20 protein-coding genes and 1 riboswitch are annotated in these 20,945 nt (G+C 68.3%); of the genes, 8 read left to right on the forward strand and 12 right to left on the reverse strand.

Features of this window, described 5'->3' with window-relative positions; translation table 11 throughout:
* Positions 1 to 69: 69 nt before the first annotated feature.
* A riboswitch (SAM riboswitch) is annotated at positions 70 to 148 on the reverse strand.
* Positions 149 to 227: 79 nt separating this feature from the next.
* From ACOHX0_RS14860 to ACOHX0_RS14875, 4 genes are all read right to left on the reverse strand, one after another.
* Complete coding sequence (locus ACOHX0_RS14860) at positions 228 to 848, reverse strand: inner membrane-spanning protein YciB (protein ID WP_420677760.1); 621 nt, start codon at positions 846 to 848, stop codon at positions 228 to 230.
* Positions 849 to 877: 29 nt separating this feature from the next.
* Positions 878 to 1,783 (reverse strand): EamA family transporter, encoded by a 906-nt coding sequence (locus tag ACOHX0_RS14865; protein ID WP_420677761.1) that lies wholly within the window; start codon positions 1,781 to 1,783, stop codon positions 878 to 880.
* Positions 1,784 to 2,042: 259 nt separating this feature from the next.
* The gene (gene ftsY / locus ACOHX0_RS14870) at positions 2,043 to 3,227 is read right to left on the reverse strand and encodes a signal recognition particle-docking protein FtsY (protein WP_420677764.1); all 1,185 of its coding nucleotides are present in this window, start codon (positions 3,225 to 3,227) and stop codon (positions 2,043 to 2,045) included.
* Positions 3,228 to 3,316: 89 nt separating this feature from the next.
* Entirely contained in the window at positions 3,317 to 3,973 is a 657-nt protein-coding gene (locus ACOHX0_RS14875) for a lysoplasmalogenase family protein (RefSeq protein WP_420677766.1), read from the reverse strand.
* A 153-nt stretch (positions 3,974 to 4,126) separates the two neighbouring features.
* Here ACOHX0_RS14875 and ACOHX0_RS14880 point away from each other — a divergent pair, with 153 nt between their 5' ends.
* Complete coding sequence (locus ACOHX0_RS14880; RefSeq protein ID WP_420677768.1) at positions 4,127 to 4,543, forward strand: hypothetical protein; 417 nt, start codon at positions 4,127 to 4,129, stop codon at positions 4,541 to 4,543.
* A 49-nt stretch (positions 4,544 to 4,592) separates the two neighbouring features.
* On the opposite strand, the gene xseA is transcribed toward ACOHX0_RS14880, so the two are convergent.
* Positions 4,593 to 6,107, reverse strand: a complete 1,515-nt coding sequence (gene xseA / locus ACOHX0_RS14885; protein ID WP_420677770.1) for an exodeoxyribonuclease VII large subunit — start codon at positions 6,105 to 6,107, stop codon at positions 4,593 to 4,595.
* Positions 6,108 to 6,298: 191 nt separating this feature from the next.
* Here xseA and purD point away from each other — a divergent pair, with 191 nt between their 5' ends.
* Complete coding sequence (gene purD, locus ACOHX0_RS14890) at positions 6,299 to 7,564, forward strand: phosphoribosylamine--glycine ligase (protein WP_420677771.1); 1,266 nt, start codon at positions 6,299 to 6,301, stop codon at positions 7,562 to 7,564.
* Between the two features lie 249 nt (positions 7,565 to 7,813).
* Positions 7,814 to 8,695: a bestrophin family protein gene (locus ACOHX0_RS14895; protein WP_420677772.1), complete on the forward strand. Its 882-nt coding sequence runs from the start codon at positions 7,814 to 7,816 to the stop codon at positions 8,693 to 8,695.
* A gap of 547 nt (positions 8,696 to 9,242) precedes the next feature.
* Here ACOHX0_RS14895 and ACOHX0_RS14900 read toward each other — a convergent pair.
* Entirely contained in the window at positions 9,243 to 9,566 is a 324-nt protein-coding gene (locus ACOHX0_RS14900; protein WP_420677773.1) for a 2Fe-2S iron-sulfur cluster-binding protein, read from the reverse strand.
* Between the two features lie 172 nt (positions 9,567 to 9,738).
* On the opposite strand from ACOHX0_RS14900, the gene ACOHX0_RS14905 reads away from it, so the two are divergent.
* The 3 genes from ACOHX0_RS14905 (at position 9,739) to ACOHX0_RS14915 (ending at position 11,551) form a co-directional block, all read left to right on the forward strand.
* On the forward strand, positions 9,739 to 10,161 hold the full coding sequence (locus tag ACOHX0_RS14905) for an OB-fold nucleic acid binding domain-containing protein (RefSeq protein WP_420677775.1): 423 nt from the start codon (positions 9,739 to 9,741) through the stop codon (positions 10,159 to 10,161).
* 52 nt (positions 10,162 to 10,213) lie between these two features.
* The gene (locus tag ACOHX0_RS14910) at positions 10,214 to 10,756 is read left to right on the forward strand and encodes a peptidoglycan-binding domain-containing protein (protein ID WP_420677776.1); all 543 of its coding nucleotides are present in this window, start codon (positions 10,214 to 10,216) and stop codon (positions 10,754 to 10,756) included.
* Positions 10,757 to 10,882: 126 nt separating this feature from the next.
* Positions 10,883 to 11,551, forward strand: coding sequence for a Crp/Fnr family transcriptional regulator (locus tag ACOHX0_RS14915; RefSeq protein ID WP_420677778.1), 669 nt, complete (start codon positions 10,883 to 10,885; stop codon positions 11,549 to 11,551).
* Between the two features lie 644 nt (positions 11,552 to 12,195).
* On the opposite strand, the gene ACOHX0_RS14920 is transcribed toward ACOHX0_RS14915, so the two are convergent.
* From ACOHX0_RS14920 to rpiA, 6 genes are all read right to left on the reverse strand, one after another.
* The gene (locus tag ACOHX0_RS14920; protein WP_420677780.1) at positions 12,196 to 13,689 is read right to left on the reverse strand and encodes a Do family serine endopeptidase; all 1,494 of its coding nucleotides are present in this window, start codon (positions 13,687 to 13,689) and stop codon (positions 12,196 to 12,198) included.
* 171 nt (positions 13,690 to 13,860) lie between these two features.
* Positions 13,861 to 14,055, reverse strand: a complete 195-nt coding sequence (locus ACOHX0_RS14925; protein WP_420677782.1) for a DUF2065 domain-containing protein — start codon at positions 14,053 to 14,055, stop codon at positions 13,861 to 13,863.
* Positions 14,055 to 15,083 (reverse strand): protease modulator HflC, encoded by a 1,029-nt coding sequence (gene hflC, locus ACOHX0_RS14930; protein ID WP_420677783.1) that lies wholly within the window; start codon positions 15,081 to 15,083, stop codon positions 14,055 to 14,057. Before hflC ends, ACOHX0_RS14925 begins: the two co-directional genes overlap by 1 nt.
* Complete coding sequence (hflK, locus tag ACOHX0_RS14935) at positions 15,083 to 16,228, reverse strand: FtsH protease activity modulator HflK (protein ID WP_420677785.1); 1,146 nt, start codon at positions 16,226 to 16,228, stop codon at positions 15,083 to 15,085. Before hflK ends, hflC begins: the two co-directional genes overlap by 1 nt.
* A 70-nt stretch (positions 16,229 to 16,298) precedes the next feature.
* Complete coding sequence (gene gor, locus ACOHX0_RS14940; protein ID WP_420677786.1) at positions 16,299 to 17,654, reverse strand: glutathione-disulfide reductase; 1,356 nt, start codon at positions 17,652 to 17,654, stop codon at positions 16,299 to 16,301.
* Positions 17,655 to 17,821: 167 nt separating this feature from the next.
* Positions 17,822 to 18,610 carry a ribose-5-phosphate isomerase RpiA gene (gene rpiA, locus ACOHX0_RS14945; protein ID WP_420677788.1) on the reverse strand — a complete coding sequence of 263 codons (789 nt, stop codon included), beginning with the start codon at positions 18,608 to 18,610 and terminating at the stop codon, positions 17,822 to 17,824.
* A 212-nt stretch (positions 18,611 to 18,822) separates the two neighbouring features.
* Here rpiA and ACOHX0_RS14950 point away from each other — a divergent pair, with 212 nt between their 5' ends.
* On the forward strand, positions 18,823 to 19,530 hold the full coding sequence (locus ACOHX0_RS14950; protein ID WP_420677790.1) for a glutathione S-transferase family protein: 708 nt from the start codon (positions 18,823 to 18,825) through the stop codon (positions 19,528 to 19,530).
* Positions 19,530 to 20,903 (forward strand): L-serine ammonia-lyase, encoded by a 1,374-nt coding sequence (locus ACOHX0_RS14955; protein WP_420677793.1) that lies wholly within the window; start codon positions 19,530 to 19,532, stop codon positions 20,901 to 20,903. Before ACOHX0_RS14950 ends, ACOHX0_RS14955 begins: the two co-directional genes overlap by 1 nt.
* Positions 20,904 to 20,945 lie beyond the last annotated feature (42 nt).

Below are 20,945 nucleotides of genomic sequence, written 5' to 3' on the forward strand. Positions count from 1 at the left end.
CTTCGCGCGGCGGGCGGCCGGGACGGACGCGCCGCAACAAAAAACCCCCGATCGGCCAAGCGAAAGGGGGTCCTTCACGTCCTGACCTCTTTAGCGGGAATGTTTAACGTGGCCCGCAATCCGGTAACAAATCGCCACGATCGATGTCTGTTCCCAATACGCACGGCTGCGGGCTTCGTCAAGCACCGGAGGCCGCATGGCACGCTGGAGCGGCGGGAGGCCCCGGATCATTCCGCCGGGCCTGCCTCCTCTTTCTCCTCATCGATGCCGTATTTCTGCAGCAGCCCGCCCTGCAGCATGAAGAAAGCAAACATCGCAACCGGCAGGCCGAAGGTCTTGAAATAGACCCAGGTCTCCTCGCTCTGGAAGCGCCAGATCAGTTCGTTTGCCACCGCCAGCGCCAGGAAAAAGCCGCAGAGCCTGCGGGTCAGGATCATCCAGCCCTCCTGCTCCAGCGGCATCACCTCCTCCATCACCACCTTGAGGTAGCTCTTGCCGCGCAGAAGGCCCGCGCCCAGGAGCCCGCCGAACAACAGGTAAAGCATCGTCGGCTTCATCTTGATGAAGCGGTCGTCATTGAGCCAGACCGACATGCCGCCGAACAGGACCACCAGCACCAGCGTTGCGAACTGCATCCTGGAGAGGTGCCCGGTCAGCTTCCACAGTGCCAGCGTCGAGGCGATCATCAACGGGATGAAAGCCGCGGTCACCACGATGAAGCCGCGGTACTCCTCGCCGCCGAGCAGGAAGACCTCGTCCTTGAGCCGCAGGTAGCCGATGAAGAACAGGACGATCGGGCCCAGTTCCAGAACCATCTTCAGGGTGGGGTTGATTTTACGGCCGGCCATTCATTCTCCTGACATTCTGCGGTGCGCGCTCAGGCGCTGCCCATCTCCACTATCACGGCGCCCAGCGCGATCAAAGCCATCAAGGCAATCCGGCGCGGGCCGACGGTTTCCTTCAGCACCAGCCAGCCAATCAGCGCGGCAAAGACTGTGGAGGTCTCGCGGAGCACCGCCGCTTCGCCCACCTTGTCGAGCCGGGTCGCCAGCATGATCGCCCCGAAGGAGGCAAAGGCCACCAGCCCGCCGAAGAAGCCCCGGATCATCAGCGGCCCCGGTGCGGGCGCTTCGGCCATGCGCTGCCAGCGGGCAAGGGCGATGACCGGGAACACCAGCCCGTCGATCATGAAGAACCAGGCGAGGAAAGTGAACGGGTCGGCTGTGGCGCGGATGCCGTAGGCGTCATAGGTGGTATAAAGCGCCACGAACAGCCCGGTGATCACCGCGAGCACCAGGGCAATGCCCAGGGTCTCCCGCGCGCTGACGAGGAAGAGGAAGTTGTAGACCGCCAGCCCGAAGATTCCGGCCAGAAGCACCGCAACGCCCAGCCATTGCGTGCCCGTGAAAGTCTCGCCGAACAGCAGGTAGGCGCCGATCACCGCAAACAGCGGCCCGGTGCCGCGCACCACCGGGTAGACCACGGTATAGGCGCCCTTGGTATAGGCCAGCGCCTGGAACAGCTTGTAGAGCACATGGATCACCCAGGCGCCGAAGAAGATCAGCCACATGTGCGGCTCGGGCCAGGGCACCACGAAGAGCGCGAAGGGCGCCGCCATCGCGGCATAGGAGAAGTCGATCGCGCCGCGCGAAAGCCAGGGGTCATGGCGGCCCTTCTGCAGCGCGCCGAAGACCGCGTGCAGGAAGGCGGCCACCACGGCGAGGTACAGCGCCACCTGCTGCCCGCCTGCGGTGCCTTCAAGGGAAATCAGCCAATCGCTCAAATCAAATGCCTTTTCGCGGAGGAGAGCCCCCGGGGCTGCCTGCCCCAGGACCCCCGGGGATATTTCCTGCAAGAGGACGAGTTGGGGTAAATCTATGTGGGCCAGGCCCGCGGCCGCCGGGGGTACTATAGCAGCCAGCGGGAGCAAGCCGGGGGTTTTCCACCCCCGGACCCCCGGAGGATATTTTCAGCCAGAAGAAGCGGCGGGACAGGTTTCCCTGCCCCGGCGCGGGAATATCCGGGACGAGGGAAAGGCCGGGTCAGGATTTTTCCAGGCCGGTGAGGGCGGCGGCAAATTCCTCCGGGTCGAAGGGGGCGAGGTCGTCGATCTGCTCGCCCACTCCGATGGCGTGGATCGGCAGGCCGAACTTGTCGGCCAGCGCCACCAGCACGCCGCCCTTGGCAGTGCCGTCGAGCTTGGTCATTACCAGGCCGGAGACATCGGCCAGCTTCTGGAAGGTCGCAACCTGGGAGAGCGCGTTCTGGCCGGTGGTGGCATCGAGCACAAGGAGCGTGTTATGCGGCGCGGTTTCGTCCTTCTTGCGGATCACCCGGACGATCTTGGCCAGCTCCTCCATCAGGTCGGCGCGGTTTTGCAGACGGCCGGCGGTGTCGATCATCAGAAGGTCGGCGCCTTCCTCCTGCGCCTTGGTCAGCGCATCGAAGGCCAGCGATGCCGGGTCGGACCCTTCAGGCGCGGTCAGCACCGGCACCCCGGCGCGGCCGCCCCAGACCTGCAGCTGCTCCACCGCGGCGGCGCGGAAGGTGTCGCCCGCTGCGATCACCACCTGCTTGCCGGCCGCCTTGAACTGGCTCGCGAGCTTGCCGATGGTGGTGGTCTTGCCCGAGCCATTGACACCGACCACCAGCACCACCTGCGGCCGCTTGGAATAGATCGGCAGCGGCTTGGCAACGGGTTCCATGATGCGGGCGATCTCCCGTGCAAGGAGCTCCTTGATCTCGCGGCTGGAGACCCGCTTGCCCAAGCGGCCCTCCGCCAGGTTAGAGGTGACGCGCAGCGCGGTATCGACCCCCATGTCGGCGGCGATCAGCAGCTCCTCGATCTGCTCCAGCATGTCGTCGTCCAGCGCCCGGCGCGGCTCCTCCGGGGCGGCGCGGCCGATCAGGCGGCCGAGCAGGCCCGGGGTTTTCGGTGCAGGGGCGGCGGGCGCAGGTTCGGCGGGGGCCGGTTTCCGCGCCGGTCCGGGGGCAGCTTCGCGTCCGGGCTCGGGCGCTGCTTCGGGCTCCGGGGCCGGTGACGGGACGGGAGACGGCACTGGCGCCGGCGCGGGCTGCTCGGGCGTCACCGCGGGCGAATCGGCCAGAGCCTTTGCCGCCTGCTCCGGAACGGGTGCCGCGCCCTCCTCGACAATCGCATCGAGCCCCTGCTCGAGTTTGGAGGAAGATTTGAACAGCCGGTCCTTGAGCTTCGAGAAAAACGCCATCTTGGTCTCCGCACAGAAGGTTGGCTTTGGGTTTGTCCTTCACCTAATGCGGTTTCCGCCGGAGTGCAAAGCGCAAGCGCGCGGGCGGATCAGGAAAACAGGGCGGTGAAACCGGCCTGCGCGCCCCAGTAAAGTACCCAGACCGCAAAGGGCGTGACCCGCCGCAGGCGGTGGGATTGGGGCAGCACGAAGGTTTCAACCGCCAGCACGATGTCCGACAACATGAAGGCGCAGGCAGCGGCGAAGACCGCCGCACCGAAGGCTCCGGGCAGGCTCAGCGCGGCAAAGCCCATCGCCAGGATCACCGGAATATAGCCAAGAACGGCGCCCTTGAGCGGCCCGGCCCGGGGTGCGAGCAGCAGGGCCATCGCCAGTCCCGGGAGTGCCAGCGCGCCCGCCGCCGCAAGGCCCGGCAGTTCCAGAAGGCGCGCCGGATCGCTGCCGTCCCGGGTCAGGAACAGGGCCGCATAGACAAGATGCCCGGCGGCAAAAGCACCAACTCCTGCCAGAAAGGCACCCTCCCCCTCGCGCGAGAGCAGGAGATCGCCGAGCGCGCAGAGCCCAAGGGCCGCAACCAGCAGCGCCGGCGCACTGGCGGCCAAGGCGCCCAGCGCCAGCAGCAGCACTGCGCCAGTCTTGGCGATGCTGCGCAGAGGGCCAGGCGGGCGCGCCGCCAGGAGGAGGTACCAGAACGCCAGCGCCGCCGCCCCGGCCCAGAGGGTCCGGGGATCTGTCAGTATGTCCATTGCCTGCCTCCTGTTCCGCGCCTACGCCCGGCTCCGGCCCAGCTAACCCGGGACGGGCGGCGCGGGTCAAAGGTGACCTTGCGGGAGCTGTTTGGCCTGCGGGCGCCCCGATAGTCCTTGGCCGCAGGCGCGGAGCTCTGGCACAGTGGCGCCATGCGCTGGCTGTTGCTGATTCTCATCATCCCCGCACTGCTTGGCCCCTTGGCGCCGGGCGGCAGCCGGGCCGCGGCGGCGCCGCTGGGGGCGGAGGAGTTCGAACGCTATACGCAGGGGCGCACGCTTTACTACGGCTATGGCGGCACGCTTTACGGGGTGGAGCGCTACCTGCCGGACCGCCGCGTGATCTGGTCCTTTCTCGATGGCAACTGCCAGGAAGGCCGTTGGTACGAGGACGCGGGCCAGATCTGTTTCGTCTACATCAACCGCGACGAGCCGCAGTGCTGGAGTTTCGAACTGAGCCCGCGCGGGCTGACCGCGCGGTTTGAGAACGACCCCGCCGCAACCGAGCTCTACGAGGCCGAGGATATCGGCGAGGATATGCTCTGCTACGGGCCCGACACCGGGGTTTGAGGTCCGGCCCGGGGGCCGTGAGGCTGAGTGCCGCCCCCGCAAACGCGGATCAGAACAGCGAGTCCTGGCCGCCCTTGGGCGGGGTCTCGGGCCCATCGGGCGAGGCGTGGCCTGCACCGGAGGCGCCCGTGCCCGCGCGTTCTGCGCCCAGATCCAGCGTGCCGTCGGCAAATTCGATTTGCAGCGGACCGGCGCCGGCCGCGGCGGCTCTTGTGGTCAGCACCAGGCCTTCGGAGCGGACCACCGCATAACCGCGCGCCAGCGTTGCCTTGTAGCTGAGGATCTCCAGCTGGCGCCCTGCTGCGGCGAGGCTCTGGCGGCGGCGGTCGGCACGCTGGCGCTCGGCTGCGTCCAGCCGCTGGCCAAGCTGGGCGATACGGTCTTTTTGCTGCGCGATTTCGCGCTGGATCGGGCGAAGGCTCAGCCGCGACGACAGGTATTGCAGCCGGTCGCGGCGCGCTTGCACCAGCCCGCGCAGGGTGGCCGGGCGCAAGGTGGCCGCGGCCTCGCTCAGGTGCAGGCGGCGGCGCTGCACGCCCGCGGTGAGCGCATCCGGCAGCCGCGTCGCAATCCGGTCGAGCCGCTGGCGCGGGGTCTCCAGCAGCGTGTCCGGGCGCGGCAGCGCGCGGGCCAGGTCGCTCAGCCGCTGGCGGCGCAGCTGCACGGCCTGGCCCGCGACGCGGGCCAGCCGTGCGCCCTGCGCCTCGGCCCAGGCCATCAGCTCCAGCCGCACTGGCACCGCCAGTTCGGCCGCCGCGGTGGGGGTGGGCGCGCGCCGGTCGGAAACAAAGTCGATCAGAGTGGTGTCGGTCTCATGCCCCACCGCCGAGATCAGCGGGATCTGCGAAGCGGCGGCGGCGCGGGCCACGGCCTCCTCGTTGAAGCCCCAGAGATCCTCGATCGAGCCGCCGCCGCGGGCCACAATGATCAGATCCGGGCGCGGCAAAGCCCCGCCGGGGGTGAGCCGGTTGAAGCCCTCGATGGCGCGGGCGACTTCGGGCGCGCAGTTGCGGCCCTGCACCGCAACCGGCCAGACCAGCACCTTGCGCGGAAACCGCTCGCGCAGGCGGTGCAGGATGTCGCGGATCACAGCGCCCGAGGGCGAGGTGACGACGCCGATGATATGCGGCAGGTAGGGCAGCGGCTTCTTGCGGGCAGGCGCAAACAGGCCTTCCGCCTCCAGCTGCTTCTTGCGCTTCTCCAGAAGCGCCATCAGCGCGCCCTGCCCGGCCGCCGCGGCTTCCTCGACGTTGAGGTTGTACTTGGACTGCGCCCCGAAGGCGGTGAGCCGGCCGGTGACGATCACCTCCAGTCCCTCCTCCGGCACCACCGAAAGCCCGGCGATCTGCCCCTTCCAGGTGGTGCAGGCCAGGACGTTGCGGTCGTCCTTGATGTCGAAATAGAGGTGCCCGGAGCGGGCCTTGAACACCCGCCCCACCTCGCCGCGCACCCGGACCCGGCCGAAGGTTCCCTCCAGCGTGCGCTTCACGGCGCCGGAGATCTCGGAAACGGTGAATTCGGGGGCGTTCTGCCCCGGCTGCGGGTCGTCGAACAGGTCGGACAAGGGGTGCTCTCCTGCGTCTCTTGGGGGACGGTTTCGGGGTTTGCGGCGGCGCGCCCGCCCCGGGGGTTCTTGTTTTGCCGTGGCGCGCAGCATAGAACCCGCCGCAAGCATGGCAAGCCCCGGCCGCGCGGCCGGGGGAAATGGCAGCAAGACGCCGGGGCGGGTCCCGGACGGCAGAACGGAGCGCGGCAATGAACATCCTTATTCTCGGCGGCGGCGGGCGCGAACATGCGCTCGCCTGGGCGGTGATGCAGAACCCCAAATGCGATAAGCTGATCGTCGCGCCGGGCAATGCGGGCATCGCCCAAATCGCCGACTGCGCCAGCCTCGACATCGGGGACGGCGGCGCGGTGGCGGGCTTTGCCGAGGAAAACGCCATCGACTTCGTGATCATCGGCCCGGAGGCGCCGCTTGCGGCAGGCGTTGCGGACCGCCTGCGCGAGGCGGGTGTTCTGGTCTTCGGTCCCTCGGAGGCAGCGGCGCGGCTGGAAGCCTCCAAGCGCTTCACCAAGGAGATCTGCGATGCGGCCGGCGCGCCCACCGCCGGATACGGCCATTTCACCGATGCGGAAGCGGCCAAGGCCTATGTGAAGGCGCAGGGCGCCCCGATCGTGGTCAAGGCCGACGGGCTCGCCGCGGGCAAGGGCGTCATCGTGGCAATGCAGGAGCAGGAGGCACTCGACGCGATTGACGGGATGTTCGGCGGCGCCTTCGGCGGGGCCGGCGCCGAAGTGGTGATCGAGGAGTTCATGGAGGGCGAGGAGGCGTCGCTGTTCGTGCTGGTCGATGGCGAGGAAGTGCTGCCCATCGGCACGGCGCAGGACCACAAGCGCGTGGGTGAAGGCGACAGCGGCCCCAACACCGGCGGCATGGGCGCCTACTCCCCCGCCCCGGTATTGAGTGCTGCGATCGAAGAGAAGGCGATCGAGAAGATCGTGAAGCCGACGATGAAGGTGATGGCAGAGCGCGGCATGCCCTATCAGGGCGTGCTCTATGCCGGGCTGATGATCCGGGACGGTGTGCCGCGGCTGGTCGAGTACAATGTCCGCTTCGGCGACCCGGAATGCCAGGTGCTGATGATGCGGCTGGGCGCGCAGGCGCTGGACCTGATGCACGCCGCCGCCGAAGGCCGCCTCGGGGACGCGCGGGTGAATTGGGGCGAGGATCACGCGATCACCGTGGTGATGGCTGCCGAAGGCTACCCCGGCGCCTACCGGAAGGGGACCGAGATCAGGGGGCTGGACAGCCTGCCTGAGGACAGCAGCAACATGGTTTTCCATGCAGGCACCAAGTCCGAAGACGGCAAGGTGCTGGCCGCCGGCGGCCGGGTTCTGAACGTGACTGCGCGCGGCGGCAGCCTGCAGGAGGCCCGCGACCGCGCCTATGCGATGGTGGATGCGCTCGACTGGCCCGAAGGCTTCTGCCGCCGCGACATCGGCTGGCGCGCGCTGAGCTGATCTGCGCCTGATCGCCGCGCTTCCCGCAAGGGGCGCGCTCCCGCCTGCGCCGGCCCCTCCGCGGGATGGGCCTGGCAGTTGGGCCGTGGCCTGGGCGCTCGCGCGCCCGGCGGCACCGCATTGCGGCGAAGATTTTGCGGGACGTCATCGCTGCCATGCCGCATTCGCGTGCAGGCTGCCGTTTGCGGCCATGTGCGGCCGGGGCCTTGCCTCGCACCTTGAGGGCGGACGGACCGCAGGGAGACCCGAATGATCCTGAGAGAAAAACCCGGGGCGCTGCAGCTCCTGTTTGCGGTGCAGGGCTCGGTCCTGCCGCGCATCCTGCCGCGCGTCCTGGGACTGGCCGGGCTGGCCGCATTGATGGTCTGGGCCGACGGGGCCGTGATGGCGCTGCCGCATCTCGACCCCGGGCCGATGGCGGTCTTCGGGGTGGCGCTCTCGCTGTTCCTCGGATTCCGCAACAACGCCGCCTATGACCGCTGGTGGGAGGCGCGCAGGCTTTGGGGGCAGCTGGTAGCCGGGCTGCGCGCGCTGGGGCGGGAGGCGGAGATCTTCGTTCCCGGCAAGGACGGCCGCCAGCGCCTGCTGCGCCTGGCGCTGGCTTTCCTGCACCTGCACCGGCTGAACCTGCGCGCGCAGGCCGCGGACAGCGCCGCCTCCGCCTGGACCGGTACCCTGCCCGCGCCCGCTCCGCACTCCGCCTGCGCGGCGCTGGACCGTATGGCACGGGAGGTCGCGGCTTCCGGCGCCGATGGGTTCGGGCGCAAGGCCCTGGGCGAGCGGCTGGCAGATCTGACCCTGGCGCAGGCCGGCTGCGAGCGCATCGCGGCAACACCCTTGCCCTATGTCTATTCGCTTTTGGTGTTCCGCACCGCCTATCTCTACTGCCTGCTGATCCCCTTTGCCCTGTTCGACGCGGCGGGCTGGCTGACGCCGCTGTTCACGGCCATCGCGGCCTATGTGTTCTTCGGGCTGGCCGAGGTCTCGGAGGAGCTGGCGCACCCTTTCGGCGCCACCGGCAACGGGCTGCCGCTGGACGCGATGTGCCGGACGGTGGAAATCTCGCTGGCGCCGCATCTGGACCTCGATCCGCCGCCACCCTTGCGGCCTGCGGACTACGTGCTGAACTGAGGAAGGCGGCGCCTGCGCGGGCTGCCTGCGGCCGCAAGCCGTTTCCGCCGCGGCGCTTGGCGGGCCAGGCTTCGGGAGAGACGGGCCGCAGCCGCCATCCGCATGAGGAGAGGCGATGGACCGGGGCGCCCAAGACGGCACCGCCGGCGAAGTTGCCGGGACGCAGGGCAGCCCCCGGCAGGCGGACCGTGGAGCGGAGCGTTCCCGCCTGCGCCGCCCCATCTGCCGGATGGGGCTCACAGTTGGGCCGGGCGCCGCGCTTGCGCGCGGCGCAGGTTGCGCCCGGCGGCAAGTGGCGGCAGGCGCAGCGGGCGATGCGGCGCCGCGTTTCAGAAAGTGCGGGGGGAGGGCTAAAATACTGAAAGCTTGCGAAGCGTGCTGCGGGCGGCCTGTACCCGCGGTCTGTCTTTGCAGCATGGCGGTTGTTCACGCCGCCGGCAGACCCGCCTCTCCACCCGCCGAAAGCGCCTTCGCCGCCAACGCGCGGCGTGCGGGACGGAGCCGGGGAGCGGGCGGGCAGACGCCGCGCGCCCGCCCGCCTGCCGTATCAGATCTGCTTTTCGGGCATATGCACGACGAGCCCGTCCAGCGCGTCGGTCACCTTGAGCTGGCATGTCAGGCGCGAGCGCGCCGGGTCGGGCTCATAGGCAAAGTCCAGCATGTCTTCTTCCATGTCGTCCTTCGCCGGCAACTTCTCCACCCAGGCGGCATCGACGTAAACATGGCAGGTCGAGCAGGCACAGGCGCCGCCGCAATCGGCCTCGATGCCCGGGATGTTGTTGTCGCGCGCGCCTTCCATCACGGTCAGCCCGCTGGCGACCTCGACGACGTGCTCGGTGCCGTTGTGCTCGATATAGGTGATCTTTGCCATCGTCAGCTCTCTTCCCTTTTCCGGTACTTGCCGGACTGTGTAGCCAAGCCGCCGCGCCGCTGCCAGCCCCATTTGCGACCCCGGGCTGACGCGGCTGGACGCCCGGGGTAAATGTTCTATATATGTTCTCACTCCACTCACCACCCGCAACCATCCCGCACCCTGAGGCCCAATGCCGCCCGCACCGCCGCCGCCCGCATCTGTCCCGCGCCCGCGCCGCCCCTGGCCGCGCCCGCCGGTCTGCCTGCCCTCCGCCCGCCTGGCCGAGCCGCCGGAGAACGCCCGGATCACCGTGGCCGGGCTGGTGATCCTGAGGCAGCGGCCGGGCACCGCCAAGGGGGTGATCTTCCTGACGCTCGAGGATGAGACCGGCATCGTCAACGTGATCGTCTGGCGCAAGATCTACGAGACCTTCCGCCGGGCGGTGATTGCCGGACGGCTCCTGCGGGTGACCGGACGGCTGCAGCGGGCGCATGCGGTCACCCATGTGATCGCCGAGATCATCGAGGACATCTCGCCCATGCTCGACCAGCTGTTGAGCGAACAGGGGCGGCAGGACGATCCCGCCTTTGCGCCGGGTCCGGAACTGGGCTAGGGTCCGGCGCAACCGCAGCCGCGCGCCGCGCCTGCCCCCGGGGACCCTGCGCATGCCGCCCAGCCGATCCATTCTCTGGCCCTTGCCGCCTGCCTGGCCGAAAGGCGCCCTGGCCGCACTGCTGCTGGCGGCGCTGACGGCCTGCAACGGCGCGGGCACGGGGGACTCTGCCACCCGCGCGGGCCATTACGCGCCCCCCGGCGCGCCGCCCGGAACCTGCTGGAGCAAGCACACCCGTCCCGCCGTGATCGAGACCGTGACAAGCCAGGTGCTGGTGCGGCCAGCCGAGACCGATGCCGCGGGCCAGGTGGTCCGCGCCGCGCTGTTCCGCACCGAGACCCGGCAGGAGATCGTCGAGCCGCGCCGCGAGACCTGGTTCGAGATCCCCTGCGCCCTCAGCATGACGCCGGAGTTCATCCGCACGGTGCAGCGCGCGCTGGCGGCGCGCGGGCTCTACCGCGGACCGGTGCATGGCCGCATGGACGCCGCCACCCGCGCCGCCGTGCAGCGCTATCAGCAGCCAATGGGGCTGGACAGCGGCACCCTGTCGCTCTCTGCCGCGCGCAAGCTGGGGCTGGTGGCCGTTGGCGGCTGATGTCCCCCCGCCTCACCAGAAGCGCCCTGCCCCTGCAGGCAGTTCCCAGCCTCACACCCATCTGCTAGGCTCCGCCTGGCCGGTCCCGCCCTCCGGCCGACCCGCCGCAAAGGAGACCGACCCGCCATGCTGAAACCCCGCCTGCCCGACACCGGGTTCCTGTCCGGCGCTTCGGGGCCGCTCAGGCGCATGCTGGAGAGCCAGGCCACCGAGGTGCGGCTGCGCCAGGGCGAGACGCTGTTCGAGCAGGGCGATGCAGGGGACGCGCTGTATGCGATCATCGAGGGGGCGCTGGAGTTCTCGATCCTCTCGGCCTCCGGGCGCAAGCTGTCGCTGGACATGATGCGCCCCGGAGCCGTCTTCGGCGAGATTGCCCTGTTCGACCCGGGCGAGCGCACTGCCACCGCAACCGCCGCCGAGCCCAGCCGCCTGCGCCGGGTGCGCAGCCGCGACGTGCTGGCGCAGATCCGCCAGCATCCCGACCTGGCGGCCGACCTGTTGCGCCTCGCCGGGCAGCGGATGCGCTGGATGAACGCGCAGCTGAACGAGCAGGTGTTCCTGCCGATGCCGGTGCGGCTGGCGCGCAAGCTGATCTACCTGGCGCCGGAAAGCGGCAGCGGCCGGATAGCGCTGTCGCAGGCGGAACTGGCGGAATTTGTCGGCGCCACGCGGGAGGCGGTCTCCAAAACGCTGGCGGCCTGGAAGCGCAGCGGGCTGGTCGGCATCACCCGCGGCGGGGTGGAGATTCTGGACCGGGCCGAACTGGCGCTCTTGGCCGATCCGGACCTGATCTGAGCCGCCGAAGCTGCCGGCAAGCTCCGGCAAATTGGAGGGTCCGCCAACCGCGCCGCTCCTGCATGGGGATCACTCCACCATTGCACCCGCGCACCGAACCTCGCCGCGCCCCGCCGCCGCGCCCGGTAGCGATCCGCAGGAGTGTGTCCCGCGGTCTATCGCTGCCAAGTCCGTGCGCCCTCCCGACGGAGCGGCTGTCCTTCGCCAAATCGCCGCCGAGTCGGGGGGGCGGCGGCGGTGCGCGGCGGCCTTCCGCCTTGTCGCGCGCCGGGGCAATCAGCTTCGGTTCAGTTTGTTGCGCCCGGATGCTGACCGGCACGAAAGGTGCCCCCCCCGGACTCACCCGCTCCCTACGCTGAAACCTGCCCTGTGACGCAGGTCACAGACGCTGCCGCCGCTCTAGGTCAATCTGGCGCAACAGGAGGCCGTTATCCGTTCCATCCCAGCGGCTCCCTGACCTCAGGAGCCGCGTGCCCGGTGGCGCGCGGCTCTCCGCTCTCTTTCCCAAAGCTCCCCTTCAAAATTCCCCGGTCTGACCAGGCGGCACCCGCCCGCTCGCACGGAAAAGGCCGGGCATTCGCCCGGCCTCCGGCTTGGCCCGGTTCCCCGCGGCAGGCATCCCGCCCGCTGCAGGTCCCGGAATGTTACTCTTCGAGGTTCAGTGCCACGAAGCGCGGCTCGCCGCCGCGGCGCACCAGGAGCAGCAGCGACTTGCGGCCCGCTTCCCTGGCATCCGCGACCTGGGTTTCCAGCTCGGCGATGGAGGCCACCTTCTGCTGGCCCGCCTCGGTGATCACGTCACCGGCGCGCAGACCTTTCTCCCAGGCCTCCGAGGCTTCGTTAACCGACAGGATCGCCAGGCCTTCGACGCCCGCAGGCACATTCAGATCGCGGCGCAGCTCATCGTTCAGAACGCCGACGGAGAGGCCCAGAAGCTCCTTCTCGGTCACGTCGGGGCTGCCTTCGGCTTCCGGCAGGGAGGAGCCGCCCACGGCGTCTTCGCGGCGGCCGAGAGTCACGCGCAGGGTTTCGGTCTTGCCTTCGCGGTGGACCACGACGCGCACGGTCTTGCCGACCTCGGTGTTGCCGACCTGGCGCACCAGGGCGCGGGTGTCGGCGACATCGGTGCCGTCGAAGCTGACGATCACGTCGCCCGCCATCATGCCCGCCTGCTTGGCCGGGCCGTCCGGCACTTCGGTGACCAGCGCGCCCTTGGGCTTGCTGAGACCGATGGCCTCGGCCAGGTCGGCGTCCACATCCTGGATCTTCACGCCCAGCCAGCCGCGGCGGGTCTCGCCGAATTCCTTCAGCTGCTCGACCACCTTGCTGACCACATTGGAGGCCATAGAGAAGCCAATGCCGATGGAGCCGCCGTTGGGCGACAGGATCGCGGTGTTCACACCGACCACCTCGCCGTCCATGTTGAACAGCGGCCCGCCCGAGTTGCCGCGGTTGATCGCCGCGTCGGTCTGGATGTAATCGTCATAAGAGCCCGAAAGCTCGCGGTTGCGGGCCGAGACAATACCGGCCGAGACCGAGAAGCCCTGCCCCAGCGGGTTGCCCATTGCCACCACCCAGTCGCCGACCAGCGCGGTGTCGCTGTCGCCGAATTTCACGAACTTCAGCGGGCCGGGCGCCTCGACCTTCAGCAGCGCGATATCGGTGTTGGGATCGGTGCCAACCACCTTGGCAGGCAGCGGGCGCGCGGGCTGGCCTTCGCCCGGGTAGAATTCGATCTCGATCTCGTCGGCGGCCTCGATCACGTGGTTGTTGGTGACGATATAGCCGTCTTCAGAGATCACGAAGCCCGAGCCCAGCGCCGAGGAGCGGCGCGGCCGCGGGGTGCCATTGCCGCTGCCGTTGCGGTCCTGGAACTCGCGGAAGAAATCTTCGAACGGGGAGCCCTCGGGCACGATGCCCTGCGGGCCGGTGCGGCCCTCGATCATTGTGGAGGTGGCGATATTGACCACCGCGGGGCTGATCTTCTCGGCCAGCGGTGCCAGGCTTTCGGGCCGGGCCAGCCCGGGCACCGCCTGCAGCAGCAGAATGGCCGCGCTCAGCAGTGCCAGCAGGAACAGCCGCAGGGGGACCGGCCGTTCGCTTGCCTGTTCGGATAAAACTATTGCCTGTGGCTGCACGGAACTACTCCTTGTCATAGCCGTCTTGTTCTTGTCTGCGCCGGTGCGGGCCCCGGGACACGGGCCGCCGGCGGGCGGTCATGGCTCCAATGTAAGAGTTTGCGGCCATACCGCAATGAATGTTGCAAGCAATCAAGCCCGCGTGAGGACAGGGCCGCGCTTGCGGCCGGGTCAGAGCCCAAGGCGGAACGCCAGCCAGACCAGCACCAGCCCCAGAGCCACGGCAGCAAGCCCGGCCAGTCTGCGCTGATCCTCGCCGATAAGGCGCAGCATTTCGAGCAGGCGCTCCACAAGCGAAGGGGCCAGCACATAGACCAGCCCCTCCACAATCAATACCAGCCCTATGGCCAGCAGCAGCATTGCCATCACTCGCTGCCGGAGCTGCCGGCCTCGGCCGCACCATCCGCACCGTCTGCGGCGGGCGCATCAGGCGTTTCAGGCGCTTCAGGTGCTTCAGGCCCAGGCGCCTCGGATGCGGAGGCCGGGGCCTCAGCCGTGCCCGGAGCCGCCGGGGCGCGGGAGTCCGCGGCACCGTCGGAGAACTTCAGGTAATTGAAGAAGTCCGAATCCGGCGACAGCACCATCGAGGAATTGCCCTCCTGCAGCGCCCGCGCATAGGCGTTGAGGCTGCGGTAGAACTCGAAGAACTCGCTGTCGCGGCCATAGGCCTCGGCAAAGATGCCGTTGCGCTCGGCGTCGGCCTCACCGCGGATCACCTCGGCTTCCCGGCGCGCCTCCGAGACCAGCTCGACCTCGGTACGGTCGGCCTGGGCGCGGACCCGCTGGGCAGCTTCCTCACCACGGGCGATCTCGTCCGCTGCTTCGCGTTCGCGCTCGGCCCGCATCCGGGAGAAGGTAGCTTCGAGGTTGGCCTGCGGCAGGTCGGTGCGCTTCAGCCGAACATCGATTACCTCAAGCCCGAAACTGCGGGCCTCGGTGATGGCGGCGTTGCGGATGCGCAGCATAAGTGCGGCGCGGTCCGAGGACAGAATGTCGTTCGAGCTGACCGAGCCGAGCACCTCACGGGTCTGGGCCCGCATGATCTTGTCGAGGCGCGATTCCGCACCCGAGATGCCACCGGCGCCCACCGCCTGGCGGAAGCGCTCCGCATCGACGATCCGGTAGCGCGCGAAGGCGTCCACGATCAGGCGGCGGTCATCCAGCGGAGTGACCTCCAGCGGGCCGACTTCCAGGCTGAGGATGCGGTCGTCATAGCGCACCACATCGTCGATCAGCGGCACCTTGAAGGCGAGGCCGGGATCTTCCTCGACCGCCACGACGCGGCCAAAGCGCAGCACCAGCGCCTTCTCGCGCTCGTCCACGATGAAGATCGCCGAAAGCAGGGCGATCAGTGCCACTACCAGAACCGGCAGAAGAAAGGTCGTCTTTCGCATCAGTTGCTCTCCGTCCGGCGCAGTTCGTTGAGCGGCAGGTAGGGCACGACGCCCTGGGTCCGGCCGTCACCCGACTGGTCAAGAATGATCTTGTCCACCCGGCTCAGCACTTCTTCCATGGTTTCCAGGTAGAGACGCTTGCGGGTTACCTCGGGAGCCTTCTGGTATTCCTCCAGAACCGCGATAAAGCGGCTGGCCTCACCCTGGGCCTCGTTCACCACGCGGGCGCGGTAGGCCTCGGCCTCTTCCAGCGTTTGCGCGGACTGGCCGCGGGCGCCTGCCAGCTTGCGGTTGGCGTAGGCGTCGGCCTGCTTTTCAAGCCGGTCGCGCTCCTGGCCTGCCGATTGCACCTCGCGGAAGGCGTCCTTCACCGGTTCCGGCGGGTCGGCGCCGTCGAAGTTCACCCGGACGATGTTGACGCCGCTGTCGTAGCTGTCGAGCGTGAACTGGATCAGCTCTTCGAGCCGGGCCGAGATCGCGCCGCGGTCGCGGTTCAGGATCGGCGCCAGTTCGGACTGGGCGATGATCTCGCGCATCGCCGATTCCGCCACCGCCTGGATGGTGGCGCGCGGGTCGCGCAGGTTGAACAGGTAGCGGGACGGGTCGGAGATGTTCCAGACCACCTGGAAATCGACGTCGATGATGTTCTCGTCGCCGGTCAGCATCAGCCCGGCGTCCGAGCCGCGGCCGCCCGCGCCGATGTTCTCCACCTGCTCCACCCGCACCGGGATCACCTCATAGGTGACCAGCGGCCAGGGCGCAAAGTTCAGACCGGGCTGGCCGGTTGCCAAATATTCGCCGAGGAACAGCTCGACCGACTGCTCTTCCGGCTTCACGGTGTACAAGCTGACCCAGCTCCAAAGCACCGCCGCGGCCGCGGCCGCGATGCCAAGGGTGCCCTTGGTGAACAGCGGGGGGCCACCGCCCGGACCACGCCCGGAGCCGCCGCCGCGGCCGCCGCGCCCGCCCATCAGCACGCGCAGCTGTTCCTGGCCCTTCTTCACCAGCTCGTCGATCTCGGGAATCTGAGGTTCATCGGGTTTGCGGCCGCCGCCACCGCCGCTGCCGCCCTTGTCTCCCCGGTTGCCTCCTCCGCCGCCGGATGAGCCTCCGCCCCCCCAGGGGCCGCCACTGTTGCCCGCCATTTGTCTCCTATCCGAACTTCCGCCGCCCTGGGGCGGCCTTCGTTTCCGCTTGTTGCCGCTGCGCCCGGCGTCAGGCCGTGCGCACCGGGGTTTTCATGGTCACCAACTCTTCCGACATTGTCGGATGCACCGCAACGGTGCGATCGAAATCTTCCTTGGTCGCGCCCATCTTTACGGCGATTCCCGCCAGCTGGATCATCTCGCCCGCGCTGGGTGCGACGATATGGCATCCCAGCACCTTGCGGCTGGCCTTGGAGACGATCAGCTTCATCAGCACCCGCCGCGTGCGCCCGGCAAAGGCCTGCTGCATCGGCTTGAAGGAGGTGGCATAGACCTCGATCGCCTCCTGCTCGCGCGCGTCTTCCTCGCTCAGCCCGATGGTGCCCATCTCCGGCTGGGTGAAGATCGCAGTCGGGATCAGGTCGTGGTCGGGCTTCGTCGGGTTGCCCTTGAACACGGTCTCGACAAAGGCCATCGCCTCGCGGATCGCCACCGGGGTCAGCGCGACCCGGTCGGTCACATCGCCGATCGCATAGACCGAGGGCACCGAGGTCTGGCTGTAGCTGTCCACCATGATCTCGCCCTTGCGGCCGCGCTCGACGCCGATATCCTCCAGCCCGAGGTTGTCGGCGTTGGGGTTGCGGCCGGTGGCGTACATCACCTTGTCGAACAGCTGTTCGCGGCCATTGGTCGACTTCACCCAGATCTTATCGCCTTCCTTGCGCATCTCCAGCACATTCGTTCCCAGATGCACATCCACGCCCGCCTGGCACATTTCCTCGGAGATCAGCCCGCGCGCCTCGTCGTCAAAGCCGCGCAGGATCTGGGCGCCGCGGTAAAACTGGGTGGTCTTCACGCCGAGCCCGTTCATGATACCCGCAAACTCGCAGGCAATATACCCGCCGCCGACGATCAGCAGGCTTTCGGGCAGTTCTTCCAGTTGGAACATCTCGTTCGAGGTGATGGCCAGCTCGCAGCCCGGGAAGTCCGGCACCGACGGCCAGCCGCCGGTGGCGATCAGGATGTGCTTTGCGGTTTTGCGGGTGCCATCGGCGAGTTCCACCGTATGGGAATCGGCCAGCTTGGCGCGCTGGTCGTAGCTGTCGACGCCGTTGTTCTTCAGGATGCCGCGATAAACGCCTTCAAGCCGGTCCAGCTCGCTGTGCAGTTTGTTCTTGAAAGCGGGCCAGTCGAAGCCGCCGCCGCTCACCTCCCAGCCGTAGCTGCGGGCGTCTTCCACGATGTCGGCATATTCCGAGGCGAAAACCATCAGCTTTTTCGGCACGCAGCCGCGGATCACGCAGGTGCCGCCATAGCGGTCTTCCTCGGCCAGCGCCACCCGGGCGCCTTCCTGTGCCGCGACCCGCGCAGCCCGCACCCCGCCAGAGCCGCCGCCGATGACAAACAGATCATAATCAAAGCTCATGATGTCCCGCCTTTTGCATTTCCAAATCCGGTATCCCACAACAAGACACCAAACGCCATATGCCTAAGTGGGCGCAAATGCGCGGGATTCAACTGCCGGCAGTCCTGCCGGACCGGCACCCCGCGCGTTTGTGATCCCCCGCGGCACGCACCGCGGGGGAAAGGCCCTCAGCCGGGGAGGTCCTTGAACAGGTTTTCGGTCTCGCCCGCGTCCAGCCGGCCCTGCTCCACCGTGCCTTCGTTGATGTCGCGCACCTCGACCTTGCCGTCGCCATAGCCGATCACAACGGAATCGCAGATGTCGATGAACAGCCCGTTCTCGACCACGCCGGGGATTTGGTTCAGCACCAGCGACAGCTGGCGCGGATTGCCGATGCGGTTGAGGTGCAGGTCCAGGATGTGATTTCCTTCGTCGGTGATGAAAGGCTCGTCGCCGTCCATCCGCAGCGAGGTGTTGCGGCCAAGCACATCCATCGACACCAGCGTCTCCTCGATCAGCGAGCGGGTGGACTGCCAGCCGAAGGGGATGACCTCCACCGGCAGCGGGAAGGCGCCCAGCGTCTCCACCGCTTTGCCGGCATCGGCAATCACCACCATCTGGTCCGAGGCGGCGGCAACGATCTTCTCCTGCAGATGCGCGCCGCCGCCGCCCTTGATCAGGTTCAGGTCGGCATCGAACTCGTCTGCACCGTCGATGGTGAGGTCGAGCCACTTCGCCTCGTCCAGGGAGACCACGCTGATGCCCACCTCGCGCGCCAGCGCGGCAGTGCGGGAGGAGGTCGGCACGGCAGTGATCTTCAGCCCCTCGTCGCGCACCCGGCTGCCCAGGCAGCGCACCAGCCAGGCAGCGGTGGAGCCGGTGCCGAGGCCGACGCGCATGCCGTCTTCCACCATGTCGGACGCCCGTTTGGCGGCGACGAATTTTGCGTTGTCGACAGGCGACAGTTCTGAGGACATGAGGGAGGCTCCCGTGCTAAGCGTTCGGGCCGCTTATAAGCGCATTGGCGGCGCGGTGCGAGGGGCCATTGCGCCGGTTTCGTCCAGCCCGCCCCGCAAAACGCCGGGCAGCGGGCGCAAGTGCGGCAAAAGATGCCTCGCAGCGGCGTGTTTCCTATCGGAAACGGCGGAAACGGGCTAGTTTTCCGCGCGATTGCGCCTAGGGTCGCGCCATGACAGACGAGTACCGCCTACACTACGCGCCCGACAACGCCAGCCTGATCGTCCGGCTGGTGCTGGAGGAGCTGCGCCTGCCCTACACCTGCCAGCTTGTCGACCGCGGGGCAGATGCGCAACAGAGCCCGGGCTACTTGCGGCTCAACCCGCACGGGCTGATCCCGGTGCTGGAGACGCCGGATGGTCCGATCTTTGAAACCGCGGCGATCCTGCTGTGGCTCAGCGGCCGACATGGCGCGATGGCCCCGGCGGAGATGAGCCCGGATCGGGCGGGGTTCCTGAAGTGGCTGGTCTTCACCTCCAACACGCTGCATGCTGACCTGCGCATGCTGTTCTACCCAGGGAAATACATCGGCAGCGGGGACAGCCATCAGACGCAGCTGCGCCATGTGCTGCGCGAGCGCCTGCACAGGCATCTGCTGCGCCTCGAGAGCGCCGCCGCTGAACGCCCGCCCTGGCTCGGCGCGCCGCGGCCCTCGGTGCTGGACTGCTACCTCGCCTGCCTCTTGCGCTGGATGGCGCTCTACCCGGCCGATGATGACCGGTCGTGGTTTGCGCTTGCGCGCTATCCCGGCCTGCAGCGCCTCTGCGCCGGGCTGGAGACGCGCCCCGCCACCGCCGCCGCGCAGGCCGCTGAGGGCCTCGGCCCCCGGCCCTTCACCTCTCCTGTTTATGCCAATCCCCCAGAAGGATCAGCCACCTGATGTTCCTCTCCGTCTTCGATATGTTCAAGGTCGGTATCGGCCCCTCCTCCTCGCACACGATGGGGCCGATGGTGGCCGCCGCGCGCTTTCTCGACATGATGCGCGCGTCACCGTTTGAATTCCATGGCCTGCGCGCCTCCTTGCACGGCTCGCTGGCCTTCACCGGGGCGGGCCACGCCACCGACCGCGCCACCATCCTCGGCCTCGCGGGGTTCGAGCCGGAAACCTACGATGACGAGAAGGCCGAGGCCTTCCTCGCCCGGCTGGCCGAGACCAGGACGATGCAGCCCGAGGGCTTGCCGGAACTGCGTTTCGACCCCGAGGCCGACATGATCTTCGACTACGAGCAGGCGCTGCCCGGCCATGCCAACGGCATGATCCTGATGGCGACCGATGCGCAGGGCGACGTGATCCTGCGGCAGGTGTTCTACTCGATCGGCGGCGGTTTCGTGCTGACCGAGGAGGAACTGGCCGCGGGCAAGGACACCGATGAGGGCGCCCCGGTTCCCTACCCGTTCAAATCCGCCGCCGAGATGCTGGAGATGGCCGCGTCCAGCGGCAAGACTATCGCCGCGATGAAACGCGCCAACGAGATTTCGCGCGGCTGCGAGCAGAGCCTGGCCAAAGGCACTGCCCGGATCTGGGAGGTGATGAACAACTGCATCGAGCGCGGGTTGGAGCGCGATGGCATCCTGCCCGGCGGCCTCAAGGTGCGCCGCCGCGCCAAGGCGATCCACGATGCCCTGATCGCCGAGCGCGGCAAGAACATCAACGCGCCGCACACGATCAACGACTGGATGAGCGTCTACGCGATGGCAGTGAACGAGGAAAACGCCGCCGGCGGCCAGGTGGTCACCGCGCCGACCAATGGCGCCGCCGGGGTGCTGCCTGCAGTGCTGCGCTACTACCTCGACCATGTGCCGGGTGCGGCGCCAAGCCATGTGGAGGATTTCCTGCTGACCGCCGCCGCCATTGGCGGGCTGGTCAAGTTCAACGCGTCGATCTCCGGCGCCGAAGCGGGCTGCCAGGCGGAGGTCGGATCGGCCGCGGCAATGGCGGCGGCGGGGCTCTGCGCGGTGATGGGCGGCAGCCCCGAACAGGTGGAAAACGCCGCCGAGATCGCGCTGGAGCATCACCTCGGCATGACCTGCGACCCGGTGAAGGGCCTGGTGCAGGTGCCCTGTATCGAGCGCAATGGTTTGGGCGCGATCAAGGCGGTTTCGGCCGCATCATTGGCGCTGCGCGGTGACGGGCAGCACTTCGTGCCGCTGGACGCGGTGATCGAAACCATGCGGCAGACCGGCGCCGACATGCATGAAAAGTACAAGGAAACATCGCTTGGCGGGCTTGCCGTCAACGTGCCAAACTGCTGAGCCGGCAGCAAAAAACGCGACACCCAGCTTGCCAAGCCATGG

Source organism: Cribrihabitans pelagius (assembly GCF_048820915.1).
Taxonomy (GTDB): domain Bacteria; phylum Pseudomonadota; class Alphaproteobacteria; order Rhodobacterales; family Rhodobacteraceae; genus Cribrihabitans_A; species Cribrihabitans_A pelagius.

Bases quoted from the DNA above. Each gene is read 5' to 3' on its own strand.
- ACOHX0_RS14860 (WP_420677760.1), bottom strand. From the start codon at position 848: ATGGCCGGCCGTAAAATCAACCCCACCCTGAAGATGGTTCTGGAACTG.
- ftsY (WP_420677764.1), bottom strand. From the start codon at position 3,227: ATGGCGTTTTTCTCGAAGCTCAAGGACCGGCTGTTCAAATCTTCCTCC.
- ACOHX0_RS14875 (WP_420677766.1), bottom strand. From the start codon at position 3,973: ATGGACATACTGACAGATCCCCGGACCCTCTGGGCCGGGGCGGCGGCG.
- ACOHX0_RS14880 (WP_420677768.1), top strand. From the start codon at position 4,127: ATGCGCTGGCTGTTGCTGATTCTCATCATCCCCGCACTGCTTGGCCCC.
- purD (WP_420677771.1), top strand. From the start codon at position 6,299: ATGAACATCCTTATTCTCGGCGGCGGCGGGCGCGAACATGCGCTCGCC.
- ACOHX0_RS14895 (WP_420677772.1), top strand. From the start codon at position 7,814: ATGATCCTGAGAGAAAAACCCGGGGCGCTGCAGCTCCTGTTTGCGGTG.
- ACOHX0_RS14900 (WP_420677773.1), bottom strand. From the start codon at position 9,566: ATGGCAAAGATCACCTATATCGAGCACAACGGCACCGAGCACGTCGTC.
- ACOHX0_RS14905 (WP_420677775.1), top strand. From the start codon at position 9,739: ATGCCGCCCGCACCGCCGCCGCCCGCATCTGTCCCGCGCCCGCGCCGC.
- ACOHX0_RS14910 (WP_420677776.1), top strand. From the start codon at position 10,214: ATGCCGCCCAGCCGATCCATTCTCTGGCCCTTGCCGCCTGCCTGGCCG.
- ACOHX0_RS14915 (WP_420677778.1), top strand. From the start codon at position 10,883: ATGCTGAAACCCCGCCTGCCCGACACCGGGTTCCTGTCCGGCGCTTCG.
- ACOHX0_RS14925 (WP_420677782.1), bottom strand. From the start codon at position 14,055: ATGGCAATGCTGCTGCTGGCCATAGGGCTGGTATTGATTGTGGAGGGG.
- hflC (WP_420677783.1), bottom strand. From the start codon at position 15,083: ATGCGAAAGACGACCTTTCTTCTGCCGGTTCTGGTAGTGGCACTGATC.
- hflK (WP_420677785.1), bottom strand. From the start codon at position 16,228: ATGGCGGGCAACAGTGGCGGCCCCTGGGGGGGCGGAGGCTCATCCGGC.
- gor (WP_420677786.1), bottom strand. From the start codon at position 17,654: ATGAGCTTTGATTATGATCTGTTTGTCATCGGCGGCGGCTCTGGCGGG.
- rpiA (WP_420677788.1), bottom strand. From the start codon at position 18,610: ATGTCCTCAGAACTGTCGCCTGTCGACAACGCAAAATTCGTCGCCGCC.
- ACOHX0_RS14950 (WP_420677790.1), top strand. From the start codon at position 18,823: ATGACAGACGAGTACCGCCTACACTACGCGCCCGACAACGCCAGCCTG.
- ACOHX0_RS14955 (WP_420677793.1), top strand. From the start codon at position 19,530: ATGTTCCTCTCCGTCTTCGATATGTTCAAGGTCGGTATCGGCCCCTCC.